Source organism: Polaribacter uvawellassae, from assembly GCF_039748955.1.
Taxonomy (GTDB): Bacteria; Bacteroidota; Bacteroidia; order Flavobacteriales; family Flavobacteriaceae; genus Polaribacter; species Polaribacter uvawellassae.
On sequence record NZ_JBDIZN010000002.1, the window covers coordinates 1 to 15,752 of the forward strand.

The following is a 15,752-nucleotide window of genomic DNA, read 5'->3' on the forward strand; positions in this document are numbered from 1 at the left end:
TTATTTCTTATCAGAACTTCCCCTTATCTCTCAAAGCGGGTGCAAATGTATAAACTCTTTTTACAATACAAAAACTTTTTTAATGTTTTTTTGAAAAATTTATTTCGCAGTAACTTTAATGAACTTTCCTATCTAAAATCGGGACTGCAAAGATACTATAATTAATATATAACCTGCAACATTTTTCGAAAAAAAATTAAACCCCTATTTAAATGAACTATTGCTAAAAAAATACTAATGTTTTCTCCTTAGCGGCTGCAAATATACACTCCTTTTTAAACCTTGCAACACCTAAACCAATCTTTTTTTTAATCAATTTCTTAAAACACTAAAAGTCCAACGCTTAAGTCTCAAAAAAAATAAAAACTTTTCTAATTAACATGTGTTTAAAATGGGTTAGAGTTTATTTTTTTGCTTTCGCAAACATTCTTTTATACTCTTCTACATCAACATAACCTTTGAAGTCTTGATACATTTTATCTAAATCAATTTTTAATTTAGGCTTTTGCTCAATTAATCTTTCTTTTATAAAAGCTCTTTGCAGAGTATCTTCAATTAAGTAATCTTCATTAATAGTTTCTGGGTTGTATTCTGTCTTTAAAGACATCTTAAAAAGGTTCGCGGTTGTGTTATACCAAAAAGCTCTCCAGCCACTTCTCAATTCTTTTATCTGATCGAATGTTGTTTTACCTGTTTGTCGATGAATTAACTTTATCAAAATCCTTCCTTCTGTTCTTGTCATACTTTTAAGCTGATCGGTAAATTCGCCTTCTAAATATCTCTGAATAATTTTAATGTATTTTCTCTTATTTCTATTTCCTTTTATTTTAAGCAATCTAGCGTTTAATGTATCTAATCTTTTAGAAGCAAGAATAGCGTAAGGGTAAGCTTTATAAACTTTCTTTCTAAACCAATAATAGTAATTAATGTCTTCTCTGTTTTTAAACTTAGTTTTTGGCAATAATTTTACCTCATCAAGATCAATTGTTAAAGTATCTCCGATTTTAATTAAAATGTATTTTTCAGATAACGGAATAGAATCTTTAACCTGACTTGAAGTAGTTAATGAAAGGAGGAATAAAAACAAAATAATTATGTTCTTCATCATCAATATATATAAGAGTGTAAAGGTATTATATTTTGTTAGATTTTCATATTAAAAAAAGCTCACACATATAATAACGCATGAGCTTTAATTTTCTTATTTTCAAAAATCAATTTACTTTCATTCGATTATCATTAGAGTTGATATCAATTAATTTATTGTACGGATCTACTCCAACCTCAGTTGGTTTCTTATCTACAACAATTATTACTTTATTATTGATTTCTGTAATCTTATGTTTCTTTAAATAAAGTACTTTTTCTTTCATCTTACCATCAACTTCTTCTTCAATAAAAACACCAACATCAATATAATCTTCTAGTTGAACAGATAAAATTGGTTTTTTCATATCAGCAGTTTTGTAAGACAAGGTATCTCCTACTTTTTCTCCATAATAACGTTTCCCTTTTTCATCATTTCTGTATTTTGATATTTCAAACTCAATTTCTACTTGAAATTTTCCGCTTTCCAACTCAGTAGTTTTTGCATCTAAAACCCTATTTCTATAAAGTGTTATCGTTTCAAACATGTCTTTTATCACATACTTTAAAGAATCTGGAGTTACTTCTCTTATATGATCAACCATTTCTATAGAAGTTGTATAAGGAGGTTCTTGAAATTGTACTTTCTCTACATATTTTTTTAAAGCTCCGTTTAATTTTTCTTCTCCTATATAATCACTCAATGCATAAAAAACCAAAGAACCTTTTTGATATCTGATATAACCTTGACCATCATTATACATTAAAGCGTTTTCGCGTTTTCTTTCTAAAGTTCTTTGCAACAAATAGTCATCTAATGCTTTCTTTAAAAATGTGCGCATTTTTTCTTTTCCTTGTTGATGCTCTAATACTTTTAAAGTAACGTATTCCGACATACTTTCAGACAACATGGTTGCTCCTAAAACATCTGCTCCAATAACTTGATGCGCCCACCATTGATGCGCAACTTCGTGAACCGTAATTGCAAACGGATAATCTACTCCATCATCATTTTCATCATCTACATCGGCAATAAAACCAACTCCTTCAGAAAATGGAATTGTATTTGGAAACGATTGCGCAAAACCTCCACCTGTTCTTGGAAACTCAATAATTCTTGCTTGTTTATGTTGATAAGGACTAAAGTTTTTTGAATTGTAATCTAACGAAGCTTTCAAACCTTTCATCATTCTATCCAAATTAAACTCGTGTCCTTTATGATAATAAATTTCTAAACTTACTCCGTTATATTGCTCTTTCTTCACTTCATATCTAGCGGAGTTAAACGCATAAAAATTTAAGATTTTACTATCCATTTTATAATGAAAGTATCTTCTATCTCCTTCTGTCCATTCATTTTGTAAATATCCTGGGGCAATTGCAATTTGATCTTTTGATGTAGAAACTGTTGCTTCAAAATCTATCCAATCAGAATCTTTTGAGATATATGTATTTCCTAAAGCTGTAGAATCTGATGGATGTGGACGTAAATTGTTTTTTGGTAAATCATATTTTTTACGTGTGCTATCATCTGTTAATTCTCCAGCGGCAGAATATCCTAAAGAAGGGAATAGTTGAAAATTATTGATGAATGTTCCGTTTGCTCTTACAGGAGAATTTTGTCTATACCTAGAATTCTTTTTGCTTTCAACAGAAAAAGAAAGTTCTAAAGTATCTCCAGGAAAAATCTTTTTATCAAATTTATAAATATCAAAATGATGAATTGTATCTTCTAAAACCAATGTATTTGCTCTGTTAAAAGTAAATGTACTTTTTAAAGAATTGTGATTTAAAAACAAACTATCTATTTCTTTATCCGTTTTATTTACCATCAAATAAGTTCCGGAAGCCGTAAAAATTCTTTCTTTTGGAAAAATATTTACATCTGTTTTTACAGCAACAATTCTCGGCTGCGCATATTCTTCATATTTTTTGTAAGTCTTTTCCCACTCAACACGTTGTAATTCTGCTTCTTTAGAAGAAGTTCTTTTTCCTTTTGCTGCTGTTTCTTGATAAATTGAAAATCCTAATCCTAAAAAAGCCAAAAAGAAAACAGCAAAACTGATCGCTAAAACTCCTTTAAAACGTTTTGTTGCAACAGAAATTCTTTCTAAAAAAGAAAACGGAATTCCACGAACCCAAAATAATGCTGATAAGACCAACAACATAAATCCGCATAAAATCCAATAGGTTTTATACCATAAATAAGGTCCCATAGAAAACCCATAACCATTCATGTCAGAATAATCAAAACCTGGTGCTTCATTATATTTAAAGATAGATTGCTCTATTCCTGCAAGTGATAAAAAAGGCATTCCAATAGAAATCACTAACAAAGCAAACAATCCTAAATACGGATTCCCAATTAATGTTTGAATAAATATTGATAACAACACCCAAACAAAATAATGTAGAAATTCTAAGAAATATAATTCTGTTAAATAATGACCAATTTCAAAATTATAATATCCATTATACATTTGAAAAAGCATACCAGAAACCATAATTACGGCTAATAAAACCAATTGCATTTTTACAAGTGCAATTACTTTAGAGAATAATAATGTCCAATTTGGAATCGGAGTTGCATCAATTAAATGATTTGCTCTTGCAATTTTTGCTCTGTGCACTAACATTCCTGCATATAAAAAAGTACAGACATTAATAGATACAGAAAAAACGCTTCCAACATTTAGCATTTTCCAAGTTACTGGCAATGTTGGCGTTCCAAAAATATTTCCTATTTCAGAAAGTCCGATAAACATTAAAACCAATCCAACTAAAACAATAGAAATAAATGCCCAACTTTTAACGATGTATTTAAAATCGATATTTGACAGTTTCCAAGTTGTTTTTAAATTTTGTGTAAATGAATAATCGAAAGAAACTTTTGGTAACGATATTTTTGTAATTCCGCTAAAATTAGTTTTTGTTGATCTTTCTGATTTTGTTTTTCTAAAAGAAATAGAAATTGCATTCTGACTAAATGTAAAGAACTTATAAACCAATCCGAAGATGAACGTAGAAATTGCCAACCACAATAAACGGTTGTAAATAATCATTTCTTTAATAGGAACTTGCAATTCGTTCTGCTCTGAAGGTGTCCAATATTTTGTGTAATAATTAGAAGCTGCTGCTCCAAACGGATCTAAAATTGCCGCTAAAGTTCTATGTTCTGGTTCAGAAAGTAAACTTTCTAAAACTCCTTGACCAAACATTAAAATAATTACAGTTATAAATCCGGCTGCAATATTTCTAGTGAAAGTTACAACAGCAAAAACAATTGCTCCGAACAATAAAATATTGGGTAAAATAAATACAAAATAGGTTTGTAAATAAGAAACTGCATTAAATGGACCAACAATATCTGGATTTGTTCCAGGAACTCGGAAACCAATCACCATTCCTATTGTAATAGAAATAGCAATTAAAGAAACCACTAAAATTGAGCTAAAAAACTTAGCAAAAAGGTAGTTTGCTTTTGTAAAAGGATACGAATACAAAATGGTGTGCATTTCACTTTTATAATCTCTATAAACAGAAACTCCAACAATAGAAGGAAATAAAAAGAAAATGAAAATAGTTAGTGCATTAAATAATCCTGTAACTCCAATTGGCGAGTTTACAATTCTTGAAGAACCAGTTGTAGCGGTAATTGAATCGAAAAAACCAGCGGTAGTTGCAGAAAGAAATAATGATAAGATTAAAAATATTGATATATAAATATAAAATGCAGGTCTGCTAAACCAGTATTTTAATTCTTGTTTAAAAATTGTTAAAAACATAATTATAGATTGTTAGATGATTGGATAGTTTGATTATTAGACAATTGGATTTTTAGACTTTAAGATTGTTCTTTTTAGATTTTTTGCTTCTAATTATCTAACAATCTAGTTATCTATAAATCCAGTTATTCAACCAATTCTGGTTCATCTTGTTTTAAAGCGATAAAATAAACATCATCTAATTGTGGAGTTGCTGCATTAAAATCATCTGAAGGTTTTTCTGAAGCATGCACTCTAATATTTAATGTATTATCTTGATTATAATTTGATGACAACACATTGTATTGAGCCATATTAGCTTCTAACTCATCTCTATCAATAATTTTTTTCCAAATTGTTCCTTCAATTTCTTTTGTAGCTTCTAATGGTGTTGTATGGTTTAATATTCTACCTCCATTTAAAATTGCCATTTCATTACAAAGTTCTTTTACATCTTCTACTATATGTGTTGAAAAAATAACGGTACAATTTGTACCAACTTCACGTAAAACATTTAAAAAGCGATGTCTTTCTGCGGGATCTAATCCTGCAGTTGGCTCATCAACAATTATTAATTTTGGATTGTTTAATAACAATTGCGCAATTCCAAAACGTTGTTTCATTCCGCCAGAATAACCAGCAACATATTTTTTTCTTACATCGTATAAATTGGTAATTTCTAATACTTCTTTTACCAATTCTTTTCTTTCTGATTTCGATGAAATTCCTTTTAAAGTAGCAAAATAATCTAATAAATCTTCAGCTGACATGTTTGGGTACACACCAAATGATTGTGGTAAATAACCCAAAACTTTTCGTAAAGACATATTATCTTCTAAAACATTGATATCACCAAAAGTAATTGAGCCAGAATCTGGGCTTTGCAAAGTTGCAATGGTTCTCATTAAAGATGATTTTCCTGCACCATTTGGACCTAATAATCCAAACATTCCTGTGCCAATTTCAATCGACAGGTTATCAATTGCTTTTACACCATTTTTATAGGTTTTTGTTAAGTTTTCAATTTTTAATTTCATCAGTTGGTTTTTATAGTTGTTTTTATTGTAGATAAGTCTGAAAGTTACAACTTTTGTTACAAAATATTAAAATAAATCTTCGTGAGCCTTAATTAGCACAAAAAAAATAGATATTTTTACAAAAGCGAACACGCTTATAAACTTTAAAACTTTTTTACATAAAAACTTTATAAACATATATAATGGCAAAAAAATCAATATTAAATAAAAAGTCAATTTCTTTTTTAGAAAAATATTTAAACAACGATGCTCCTACTGGTTACGAATGGGAAGGACAAAAAATTTGGATGGATTATCTTAAACCGTATGTTGATGAATTTATTACAGATACTTACGGAACAGCTGTCGGAGTTATCAATCCAGATGCAAAATTTAAAGTAGTAATTGAAGGTCATGCAGATGAAATTTCTTGGTATGTAAATTATATTTCTGATAACGGATTAATCTATGTGATTAGAAACGGAGGTTCAGATCATCAAATTGCGCCAAGTAAAATTGTAAATATTCATACTAAAAACGGAATTGTAAAAGGAGTTTTTGGATGGCCAGCAATCCACACTAGAGACAAAGCTAAAGAAGAAGCTCCAAAACCAGAAAATATTTTTATCGACACAGGTTGTGCAACTAGAAAAGAAGTAGAAGCTTTAGGAATTCACGTTGGTTGTGTAATTACCTATCCAGATGAGTTTCATATTTTAAACGGAGATAAATTTGTTTGTAGAGCGCTTGATAATAGAATGGGCGGATTTATGATTGCAGAAGTAGCTCGTTTATTAAAAGAGAACAAAAAAACCTTGCCATTTGGATTGTATGTTACTAATTCTGTTCAAGAAGAAATTGGGTTGCGTGGTGCAGAAATGATAACCAATACAATTCAACCAAATGTTGCTATTGTTACTGATGTTACGCACGACACTACTACTCCAATGATTGATGTTAAAAAAGCTGGTTATTTGCAATTAGGAAAAGGTCCAGTTATTGCATACGCGCCAGCCGTTCAACAAAAATTACGTGATTTAATTACAGAAACTGCCGAAGAAAATAAGATTCCTTTTCAACGTTCTGCTTTATCTAGAGCAACCGGAACAGATACTGACGCTTTTGCGTATAGTAATGGCGGAGTTGCATCTGCATTGATTTCATTGCCGCTTCGTTATATGCATACAACTGTAGAAATGGTGCATAGAGATGATGTTGAAAATGTAATTAAAATGATTTATGAAACCTTGTTAAAAATTAAAGACGGAGAAACGTTTTCTTATTTTGAATAATTATGAGTTTACAAGATCAAAAGCATTTGTTCAATATTCCTGAAGGAATTCATTACTTAAATACAGCTAGTCTTTCAGCATCTTTTAAATCAATTGAAGAAGCAGGAGTTAAAGCTATTAAAGAAAAAAGTAAACCATATCTAATTCCGGTTACAGATTTTTTTGATCCAGTAATAAAACTTAAAAAATTATTTGCGCAACTTATAAATGCTGATGATTATAATAGAATAGCAAATATTCCTTCTGTTTCTTATGGATTATCAACTGTTGCAAATAATATAAAATTAAATAAAGGCGATGAAATTGTTTTGATTGAAGAGCAGTTTCCAAGCAACTATTACGTTTGGGAAAAATTAGCCGAAAAATACGAAGCAATTATTAAAATTGTAAAACAGCCAAAAACTAAAGAAAATAAAGGTAAACTTTGGAACGAAGCAATTTTAAACACCATAAATTACAAAACTGCTTTTATTGCTTTAGGAAATATTCATTGGGCAAACGGAACCATTTTTGATTTAAAAGCAATTAGAAAAAAAACAACAGAACACAATGCGCTTTTAATTGTTGATGGAAGTCAATCTATTGGTGCAATGGAATTCTCTATAAAAGAAATTCAACCAGATGCATTAATTTGCGCTGGTTATAAATGGTTATTTGGACCTTATGGTTGTGGTTACGCATATTTTGGAGAATATTTTGATAATGGAGAGCCAATTGAAGAAAATTGGTCGAATCGTTTTAACAGTGAAAACTTAAGCAATTTAGTTAATTACGAATCTAGATACAAACCGTTAGCAAATAGATATTCTGTTGGTGAACATGCAAGTTTTATTTATGTAAAAATGCAAATTGCAGCACTTCAACAAATTATAGAATGGACACCAAAAGCAATACAAGATTATTGTAAAGAAATTACTTCTAATTTTGTTGAATTATTAAAGGAAAATGGTTGTATTATAGAAAATTCGGATGCTAGAGCACATCATTTATTTGGGGTTGAAATTCCAATAGAAATTGATAAAACTGCATTAAAAGAAAAACTAGCTAATAACAATGTTTTTGTCTCATTTAGAGGAAATTACATTAGAGTATCTTGTCATTTATTTAATACTGAAGAAGATTTAAAAGTTTTATCAAATTGTATTTTATCAAGTTAACTTATTATTTTGGATGAACTTATAGATATTTTAACTCCAGAAGGCAAACCAACTGGAAAAACCGCATTAAAATCTGAAGCTCATCAAAAAGGATTATATCATGCAACTGTACATGTTTGGTTCTATACAAATGATAATAAAATTCTACTTCAAAAAAGAGCTTCCGTAAAAAAAGTATTTCCTAATCACTGGGATGTTTCTGTTGCCGGACATATTTCTGCTGGAGAAAAAATAGAAACCGCTGCAATTAGAGAAGTAAAAGAAGAAATTGGAATAACAATTAAAGATTCAGATTTAACTAAAATTGGTTTAAGAAAAGATGAAATTGTGCATCCAAACGGAATTTTAGACAACGAGTTTAAACATCTTTTTTTGTGTAAACTAACCAAAGAGATATCAGAATTAAGAATGGAAGTTGGTGAGGTTGATGATTTACAATTATTTGATATTACTATATTAAAAGACACCACAAAACATGGAAGTTTTATGGTGCCTAATTTTAGAAATTATTATGGTTTTATATATGATCAATTAAAAACTAAGTCAAAATAATTACACAATAAATTACTTAGTTAAAAGATTTGACAAAACCTCTTCTTTTAATTTTCTATAACCTTTAATATGCTCTAAATATAAAGATCTTGTTACTTCGTGTTCATTTAAATAAAACAAATCACAAGCAACATCATCACATTCATTTAGCTTTTCTGTTTCGTTTCTGGCACTATGAAGCTGAGTTAAACAATCTGCGTTTTTCTCAACCATCAATAATAACTCGTCTCTTAAATCTCTATTTTTCATCAAATTAGAGGCTATTTTTGCCAATTTATCACATTCTTCTGTCACATAATTTACATGAGAAATCCACACATCTAATTCTCTAAAACTTCTACTCTGAATAATTTGTGCTTCAGAATCGTAATCGTTATAAGTGTTTGATTGCATAATATTAACTTTATTATTCGTCTATTTATTTAACATCTAAAATCCTTAAAGATTTTATTCCTCCAGGAAACTCCCATTGAATTACGTCTCCTTTTGCATATCCTATTACAGCTGAACCCATTGGCATAAGTATTGATATTTTTTTCTCAGCAGTATTACTTTTTGATGGCACTACAAGCTGAAATGTATTTTTCCAATTACTATCTTCAGAACTCACTGTTACAATAGAATTAAGCCGAACTACGTCGGTATTTTTCATTTCTTCTTCATCAAGAAAAATAGCTTCTTTTAATTCTTCTCTTAATTTTAAAATATGATTTTTAACTGTAGTTTCCTTTTGTTGCTCCTCAATATTTAAAAGTTGTTTAAGTACAAGAAACTCTTTTTTTTCAATCACTAACTTTTCATATTTCATCATCCTAACTTTTTATGGAAAAATTCCACGTTGTACATAAGCTCTTTCTAAACGTTCTATTGCAATTACATAAGCGGCAGATCTCATATCTAACTTTCTGCTTTCTGACATGTTTAATACTTTAATAAAAACTTCTCTCATTTTTTTATCAAGTTTTGCCATAATCTCATCAAGTTCCCATAACTCTCCGTTTCTGTTCTGTAACCACTCAAAATAACTACCAATAACACCACCAGAATTACATAAAATATCAGGAATAATTGAGATTCCTTTTTCTAATAAAATGTTTTCTGCTTCATTTGTTGTTGGTCCGTTTGCACCTTCAGCAATTAAAAAAGCTTTTATTTTTAATGCATTCTCTTTTGTTATTTGATTTCCTAAAGCAGCAGGAATACAGATATCACAATCTAAACCAAAGAAATCTTCTTTTTTAACTTCTTTTGTTTCAGCAAACCCAACTACACTTCCATTATTAAACTTAGTATACTCAAATAAATCACTTACTTTAATTCCTTCAGGATTTGTAATAGATCCAAAAGCATCTTGAACTCCAATCATTTTTGCACCTTCTTTTTCTAAAAAGTGAGCTGCCCAAAAGCCAACATTTCCAAAACCTTGAACAATAAATGTTTTGTCTTTAAGATTTACATTTTTTTGTTCTGCCCAAAATTTTATATTTAAAAAAACACCGTAACCTGTAGCTCTATCTCTACCTTCTAAACCACCTGAACCAATTGGTTTTCCTGTTACAACATGCTGATTTCTAGATCTTTCTGCTGGTGCTTTTGTAGACATATAAGTATCTGCAATCCAAGCCATTGTTTGTGCATTTGTGTTTACATCTGGCGCAGGAATATCATGTTCTGGACCAATATTATCTCCTAAAGCAAAAGTAAAACGTCTTGTAATACGCTCTAATTCTGAGATAGAATATTTTTTAGGATCCATTTGAATTCCACCTTTTGCTCCACCATAAGGCAAACCAGTTAAAGAAGTTTTCCAAGTCATCCACATTGCTAATGCTTTTACAGCATCAATATCAATTGTGGGATGATATCTTAAACCACCTTTGTAAGGCCCAAGTGCGTTATTATGTTGTACCCGATATCCTTTAAAGATTTCTACATCTCCATTATCCATACGAACAGGAAAATGAATGATTAATTCGTTGTTTGTAATTCCTAATATTTTTTTAATATTCGGATTTAAGTTTACCAAATCTGATGCTACATCAAATTGCTGCATCACATTGTGCAACATTCCTTGCTTTGGTTCTTTTTTCTGTTTCAATTCTGTTGTTAAAGTCATTTTTTTAATTAAATAAGTTCTAATTCTCTTTTGCTTTTGACTGCATTAAAATCATTAATTATTGTTGTAGACGTTTTATTTTCTGATTCTTCTTCTTGTTCAAATTCACTACAAGACCAAATAAAAACTTTATTTGATGTTAAAGTGCAAGTGTTAACATGAATACAAGTACTACATAAACTTCTTTTATAAGTGTCCATAAATTATAATATTTGAATATGACATCTCTATTGGCAACAGCTGTACCAAAAAATCATAAAAAATGAAAATAATTTATACACTACTAATTATCAGGTATTTATCAGCAATTGTATAAACCAATAAAAACATCTAAATGGGTAATAATTACTCAACTGATGCATTTTTACTCGTTATTTATTTTAATTTTTCTCGTAATGTTTTTCTATCTATTTTTAAAATTTCTGCAGCTTTGGTTTTATTATTACCGGTTGCAGCTAATACTTTTATTATATATTTTTTTTCAAGTTCTTTTAAAGAAATTAATTCTTCTGTTTTAGAAAAATCTATTTGATATTTTACATATTCTGGAAGATGCTCTACTTCTACAGATTTATCGCACATAATTACTGCACGCTGAATTACATTTTCTAATTCTCTAATATTTCCTGGCCAATGATATCTTTGAAGAATTTCTATGGCATCTGCACTTATTTTTAAAAACTTGTCTTTATATTCGATTCCGTATTTAAAAAGAAATTTTTCTACCAATAACGGAATGTCAGAAAGTCGTTCTGCTAAAGTTGGCACATCAATTTGCACAACGGTTAATCTGTAATATAAATCTTTTCTAAACCTACCTTTTTTAATTAATTCTTGTAAGTCGATATTGGTTGCTGCAATTACACGAACATCTACTTTTTCTACTTTTTGAGAACCAACCCTTACCACTTCTTTTTCTTGCAAAACTCTTAACAAACGTAATTGAGCAGCTAAAGATGCATTTCCTATTTCATCTAAAAACAAAGTTCCTTTATCAGCCGCTTGGAAAAATCCTGATCGGTTTGAATCTGCTCCTGTAAAAGCTCCTTTTACATAACCAAATAATTCTGATTCTAGTAAATTTTCTGGAATCGCGCCACAATTAACTGCAATAAAAGGCGCGTTAGAAAACTTACCCATATAATGTATAGAACGTGCAACCAACTCTTTACCTGTTCCGCTTTCACCAGAAATAAAAACGGTTGCTTTATTATCTTTCAACCGCTCAATGATATCTGTAACTTTCTCTATTGCAGGAGAATTTCCAATTAATTCACCGTAAGATTTTTTTAATAAGTCGTTATCAACCTTAATAGATTTTAAAACTTTAGGTGTATTTTCTAAAGATTTTAATACAGCTGATTTTAATTCTTCTTTTGTAAATGGTTTTGTAATATAATCTACAGCTCCAGATTTCATTACTTCTAACGCACCGTCAATTGATGGAAAGCCAGTAACTACTAATTTAGGAATATTAGGAAAATGTTCTGAGGCATATTTTATCAACTCTAAACCATCTACGCCTGGCATTTGCAAATCTGTAATTAATAAATCGATTGATTGATCTTTTAAAATTTGTAATGCTTCTTTTACAGAAATGGCTTTATATGTATGATAATTTAGGGATTGTAAATGACGCTGAATAAGTTCAAGAATATGAATATCGTCATCAACAATTAAAATATTTTCTCTCTGTAACATTGTTTAATTTTTTGGAAAGCTAATTATAAAAACTGTTCCTTTTGGTTTATTTGATTTATATTTTATAGTTCCTTTATGACTTTTTACAATTCCGTGAACAACACTTAAACCAAGACCAGAACCTTCTCCTACAGATTTTGTTGTATAAAACGGATTGAAAATATTTTCTGATAATGTTTTAGGGATTCCAATACCTTCGTCTGAAATCTTTAATTGTATTGATTTGTTTTTTTCTTCAACAGAAACTTTAATTTTTCCCTTTATTGGCGAAAAATAAATGGCATTAATTACTAAATTAAAAATTACTTGAGTTAATTGAATTTTATCAACTTTTAACTCAATATTTTCTTTGTTAAAATATAATTCGCTTTTGATATTCTTTTTTCTAAAGTTGGGAACCAATAAACTAATTGCTTCTTTAATTACAGGAACACAATTTATAACTTCCATTTGCTGTGGCATTTCACAAGAAAAGAACATTAATTTCTTTACAACTTCTCTAGAATAAATTGCACTATTGATTACCTTCTGTAAATCTTTTGCGCCAGTTTTATCGTCTTTAAAACGTTCTTTTAAAAGTTCTGTAAATCCTAAAATATTAGCTAAAGGTGTATTTAATTCATGTGCAATTCCGGCTGTAATCTCACCTAAAATAGACAATCTATCTACACGTTCCATTTGCCTCCTAGAAAGAATTTCTTTTTCTTTAATTTGTTTGCGCTCAAACAAATCTCCTATTTCTGAAGCAATTTTATTTAATAATAATTTTTCTTCTTCTAAAAATGCATTTTGAGAAAATTCTAATTTTGGATAACCAACTTTTATAGAACCCGAAATTTCTCCAAATACTTTTATAGCAGATAAAATAAAAATAGCTTCTAAATTTTGTTTGCCTTCTGCAATGTTATATTCTTTGGTTTCAATTTCTACAAATGCAGCTTCAGGAAACCTGATTGCAGATCTTACATTTACAGCAATTCCTGTTAAAAGCTCTTTTACATCCGTATAATCGCCATTTCTAATTAAAGAACTTACGTTGTACAAACATGTTAATTCTTTAATCCGTTCTTTTAATTTATCTTCTGTTGATATGTTTTGATCCATAGCTTTAAGATTTACAGCAAATTTAGAAGTTTAAAATTACTAAATATCCATAAATGTAACTATTTAATAAACTACACTTTCTAAATTTTCGATTGATAGGTGTACAATTCAAAATATCTTCCTTCTTTTTCTATCAATTCATCATGAGTTCCTCGTTCCACGATTTCACCAGCTTCAATCACCAAAATTTGATCTGCTTGTTTAATGGTACTCAATCTGTGTGCAATAACAATAGTCGTTCTGTCTTTGATCAATTCTGATAAACTTTTCTGAATCAATGCTTCACTTTCTGTATCTAAACTAGAAGTTGCTTCATCTAAAATAATGATTTTAGGATTTGCTAATATCGCCCTTGCAATAGCCAAACGTTGTCTTTGTCCGCCAGAAAGCTTTACGCCTCTTTCTCCAATTAATGTGTCTAATCCGTCTTCAAAACGATCTGTAAATTCATTTACATACGCTGCTTTTACTGCATTTTGAAGTTCTTCTTCTGTAGCATTTGGTCTCGGAAATAAAATATTTTCTTTGATGGTTCCTTCAAACAAAAATTCATCTTGCAAAACAACGCCTAAATGTTTTCGATAACTATTTAACTTTACTTTTGACATGTCATTGTTGTCAATAGTTACTTTCCCAGATTTCGGATTTAAAAATGTAGCAGATAATCCTGCAATAGTAGATTTTCCTGAACCAGAACTTCCAACCAAAGCGGTAACGGTTCCTTTTGGAACAACAAAACTAATATTATTTATAACTTCTTTTCCTTCTTCATAAGAAAACGAAACATCATCAAAAACCAATTTTCCTTCAATACTTTCTAATTCAATTGTTCTGTTTTCATCATCTTCCTCTGCATCCATATTCATCAATTCTTCGGTTCTATCTAAGCCTGCCAATGCTTCTGTTAATTGACTTCCAATATTACTCATTTGTACAATTGGCGCAATCATAAAACCAAGAATCAAAGTGAAAAATAAAAACTCACCAGAAGTCATACTGTCATTGATCATATAATAACCTCCAATTCCCATGATTCCAGTTGTTGCAACACCAATTAAAAATGTTGATGAACTTGTCATAATTGCGGTTGCCGTCAAACTTTTTTTCACGTTTTGAAACAATTTTTCAACTCCAGTTTCAAAAACTTTATTTTCTTGTTCTTCAGCATTAAATGCTTTTATCACTCTTACACCTGCTAATGTTTCTGTTAATCTTCCTTTTACCTCTGCATTTATTTTTCCACGAGTTCTAAAAATCGGACGAATAAATTTGAATGCTTTTAATGCTACCAAACCAAAAATAGAAATTGGTAGAAAAACAAATAACGTCATCCACGGATTTAAATTGATTAAAATTATCAATGAAATAACTGCTGTAATGGTGCCTCCAACTAATTGCACCAAACCTGTTCCTATTAAATTCCGAACACCTTCAACATCACTCATAATTCTAGAAACCAACGCTCCAGATTTAGTGTTATCAAAAAAACTAATTGGCAAAGACAATACTTTTTTTTGTACTTGAGCTCTCAATTCAGATATTAAATATTGCGCTTGTACACTTAAAATTCGGGTTAATAAAAAGGACGTTATTGCTTGTAATACAATAGCGATTATTACAATTCCTAAGAGTGAATATAATTTATCAAAATCTTTATTTGGAACAACATCATCTAGTAATATTTTACTTTGCCAAGGTAAAATTAAACCTGAAAGACTCTTTATTACTATTAATATTAATCCAATAAAAACTAAATTTCTTCTCGGCCAAATAATTGTTTTAAAGGCTTTCCCCATAGAAACTTTAGGTTTCTTTTTTGATGACTCGCTATAGTGCTTCATGTATGTTTTTATGTTCTTAAAGTGTACGTTTTTATTTGTCAATATACATGCCACTAATAAAGTCATGACAGAATAACAAACTACATACTTATAAGTGTATTTTATTAAAGGTTAAAAAATTGG

At 29.6% G+C, this 15,752-nt stretch carries 13 protein-coding genes; 3 read left to right on the plus strand and 10 right to left on the minus strand.

The window, feature by feature from the left end; translation table 11 throughout:
• Positions 1-403 precede the first annotated feature (403 nt).
• From ABDX67_RS04245 to ABDX67_RS04255, 3 genes are all read right to left on the minus strand, one after another.
• A complete protein-coding gene (locus ABDX67_RS04245; protein WP_347173729.1) occupies positions 404-1,105 on the minus strand; it encodes a DUF4294 domain-containing protein in 702 nt (233 codons plus the stop codon).
• A 109-nt stretch (positions 1,106-1,214) separates the two neighbouring features.
• Positions 1,215-4,871, minus strand: coding sequence for an ABC transporter permease/M1 family aminopeptidase (locus ABDX67_RS04250; protein WP_347173730.1), 3,657 nt, complete (start codon positions 4,869-4,871; stop codon positions 1,215-1,217).
• Positions 4,872-4,996: 125 nt separating this feature from the next.
• Positions 4,997-5,887, minus strand: a complete 891-nt coding sequence (locus ABDX67_RS04255; RefSeq protein WP_347173731.1) for an ABC transporter ATP-binding protein — start codon at positions 5,885-5,887, stop codon at positions 4,997-4,999.
• A 182-nt stretch (positions 5,888-6,069) separates the two neighbouring features.
• Between ABDX67_RS04255 and ABDX67_RS04260 the strand changes: the two genes are divergently transcribed.
• The 3 genes from ABDX67_RS04260 to ABDX67_RS04270 are packed head-to-tail and all read left to right on the plus strand — an operon-like array spanning position 6,070 to position 8,867.
• Positions 6,070-7,158 (plus strand): M42 family metallopeptidase, encoded by a 1,089-nt coding sequence (locus ABDX67_RS04260; protein ID WP_347173732.1) that lies wholly within the window; start codon positions 6,070-6,072, stop codon positions 7,156-7,158.
• Between the two features lie 2 nt (positions 7,159-7,160).
• Positions 7,161-8,315, plus strand: a complete 1,155-nt coding sequence (locus ABDX67_RS04265; protein ID WP_347173733.1) for an aminotransferase class V-fold PLP-dependent enzyme — start codon at positions 7,161-7,163, stop codon at positions 8,313-8,315.
• Between the two features lie 9 nt (positions 8,316-8,324).
• Positions 8,325-8,867 (plus strand): NUDIX hydrolase, encoded by a 543-nt coding sequence (locus ABDX67_RS04270; protein WP_347173734.1) that lies wholly within the window; start codon positions 8,325-8,327, stop codon positions 8,865-8,867.
• A gap of 12 nt (positions 8,868-8,879) precedes the next feature.
• Here ABDX67_RS04270 and ABDX67_RS04275 read toward each other — a convergent pair whose 3' ends face one another.
• The 7 genes from ABDX67_RS04275 to ABDX67_RS04305 all read right to left on the minus strand — a co-directional run bounded on the left by ABDX67_RS04275 (position 8,880) and on the right by ABDX67_RS04305 (position 15,629).
• Positions 8,880-9,260, minus strand: coding sequence for a hypothetical protein (locus ABDX67_RS04275; RefSeq protein ID WP_347173735.1), 381 nt, complete (start codon positions 9,258-9,260; stop codon positions 8,880-8,882).
• Positions 9,261-9,285: 25 nt separating this feature from the next.
• Entirely contained in the window at positions 9,286-9,675 is a 390-nt protein-coding gene (locus ABDX67_RS04280; protein WP_347173736.1) for a GreA/GreB family elongation factor, read from the minus strand.
• Positions 9,676-9,687: 12 nt separating this feature from the next.
• The gene (locus ABDX67_RS04285) at positions 9,688-10,983 is read right to left on the minus strand and encodes a Glu/Leu/Phe/Val family dehydrogenase (protein WP_347173737.1); all 1,296 of its coding nucleotides are present in this window, start codon (positions 10,981-10,983) and stop codon (positions 9,688-9,690) included.
• Between the two features lie 8 nt (positions 10,984-10,991).
• The gene (locus tag ABDX67_RS04290; RefSeq protein ID WP_347173738.1) at positions 10,992-11,183 is read right to left on the minus strand and encodes a hypothetical protein; all 192 of its coding nucleotides are present in this window, start codon (positions 11,181-11,183) and stop codon (positions 10,992-10,994) included.
• 175 nt (positions 11,184-11,358) lie between these two features.
• The gene (locus ABDX67_RS04295) at positions 11,359-12,684 is read right to left on the minus strand and encodes a sigma-54-dependent transcriptional regulator (RefSeq protein ID WP_347173739.1); all 1,326 of its coding nucleotides are present in this window, start codon (positions 12,682-12,684) and stop codon (positions 11,359-11,361) included.
• A 3-nt stretch (positions 12,685-12,687) separates the two neighbouring features.
• Entirely contained in the window at positions 12,688-13,788 is a 1,101-nt protein-coding gene (locus tag ABDX67_RS04300) for a sensor histidine kinase (protein ID WP_347173740.1), read from the minus strand.
• 80 nt (positions 13,789-13,868) lie between these two features.
• The gene (locus ABDX67_RS04305) at positions 13,869-15,629 is read right to left on the minus strand and encodes an ABC transporter ATP-binding protein (RefSeq protein ID WP_347173741.1); all 1,761 of its coding nucleotides are present in this window, start codon (positions 15,627-15,629) and stop codon (positions 13,869-13,871) included.
• Between the last annotated feature and the right edge of the window lie 123 nt (positions 15,630-15,752).

Coding starts and splice junctions, on each gene's coding strand:
- ABDX67_RS04275 (WP_347173735.1), bottom strand. CDS start 9,260: ATGCAATCAAACACTTATAACGATTACGATTCTGAAGCACAAATTATT.
- ABDX67_RS04255 (WP_347173731.1), bottom strand. CDS start 5,887: ATGAAATTAAAAATTGAAAACTTAACAAAAACCTATAAAAATGGTGTA.
- ABDX67_RS04290 (WP_347173738.1), bottom strand. CDS start 11,183: ATGGACACTTATAAAAGAAGTTTATGTAGTACTTGTATTCATGTTAAC.
- ABDX67_RS04250 (WP_347173730.1), bottom strand. CDS start 4,871: ATGTTTTTAACAATTTTTAAACAAGAATTAAAATACTGGTTTAGCAGA.
- ABDX67_RS04260 (WP_347173732.1), top strand. CDS start 6,070: ATGGCAAAAAAATCAATATTAAATAAAAAGTCAATTTCTTTTTTAGAA.
- ABDX67_RS04300 (WP_347173740.1), bottom strand. CDS start 13,788: ATGGATCAAAACATATCAACAGAAGATAAATTAAAAGAACGGATTAAA.
- ABDX67_RS04295 (WP_347173739.1), bottom strand. CDS start 12,684: ATGTTACAGAGAGAAAATATTTTAATTGTTGATGACGATATTCATATT.
- ABDX67_RS04280 (WP_347173736.1), bottom strand. CDS start 9,675: ATGAAATATGAAAAGTTAGTGATTGAAAAAAAAGAGTTTCTTGTACTT.
- ABDX67_RS04285 (WP_347173737.1), bottom strand. CDS start 10,983: ATGACTTTAACAACAGAATTGAAACAGAAAAAAGAACCAAAGCAAGGA.
- ABDX67_RS04305 (WP_347173741.1), bottom strand. CDS start 15,629: ATGAAGCACTATAGCGAGTCATCAAAAAAGAAACCTAAAGTTTCTATG.
- ABDX67_RS04265 (WP_347173733.1), top strand. CDS start 7,161: ATGAGTTTACAAGATCAAAAGCATTTGTTCAATATTCCTGAAGGAATT.
- ABDX67_RS04245 (WP_347173729.1), bottom strand. CDS start 1,105: ATGAAGAACATAATTATTTTGTTTTTATTCCTCCTTTCATTAACTACT.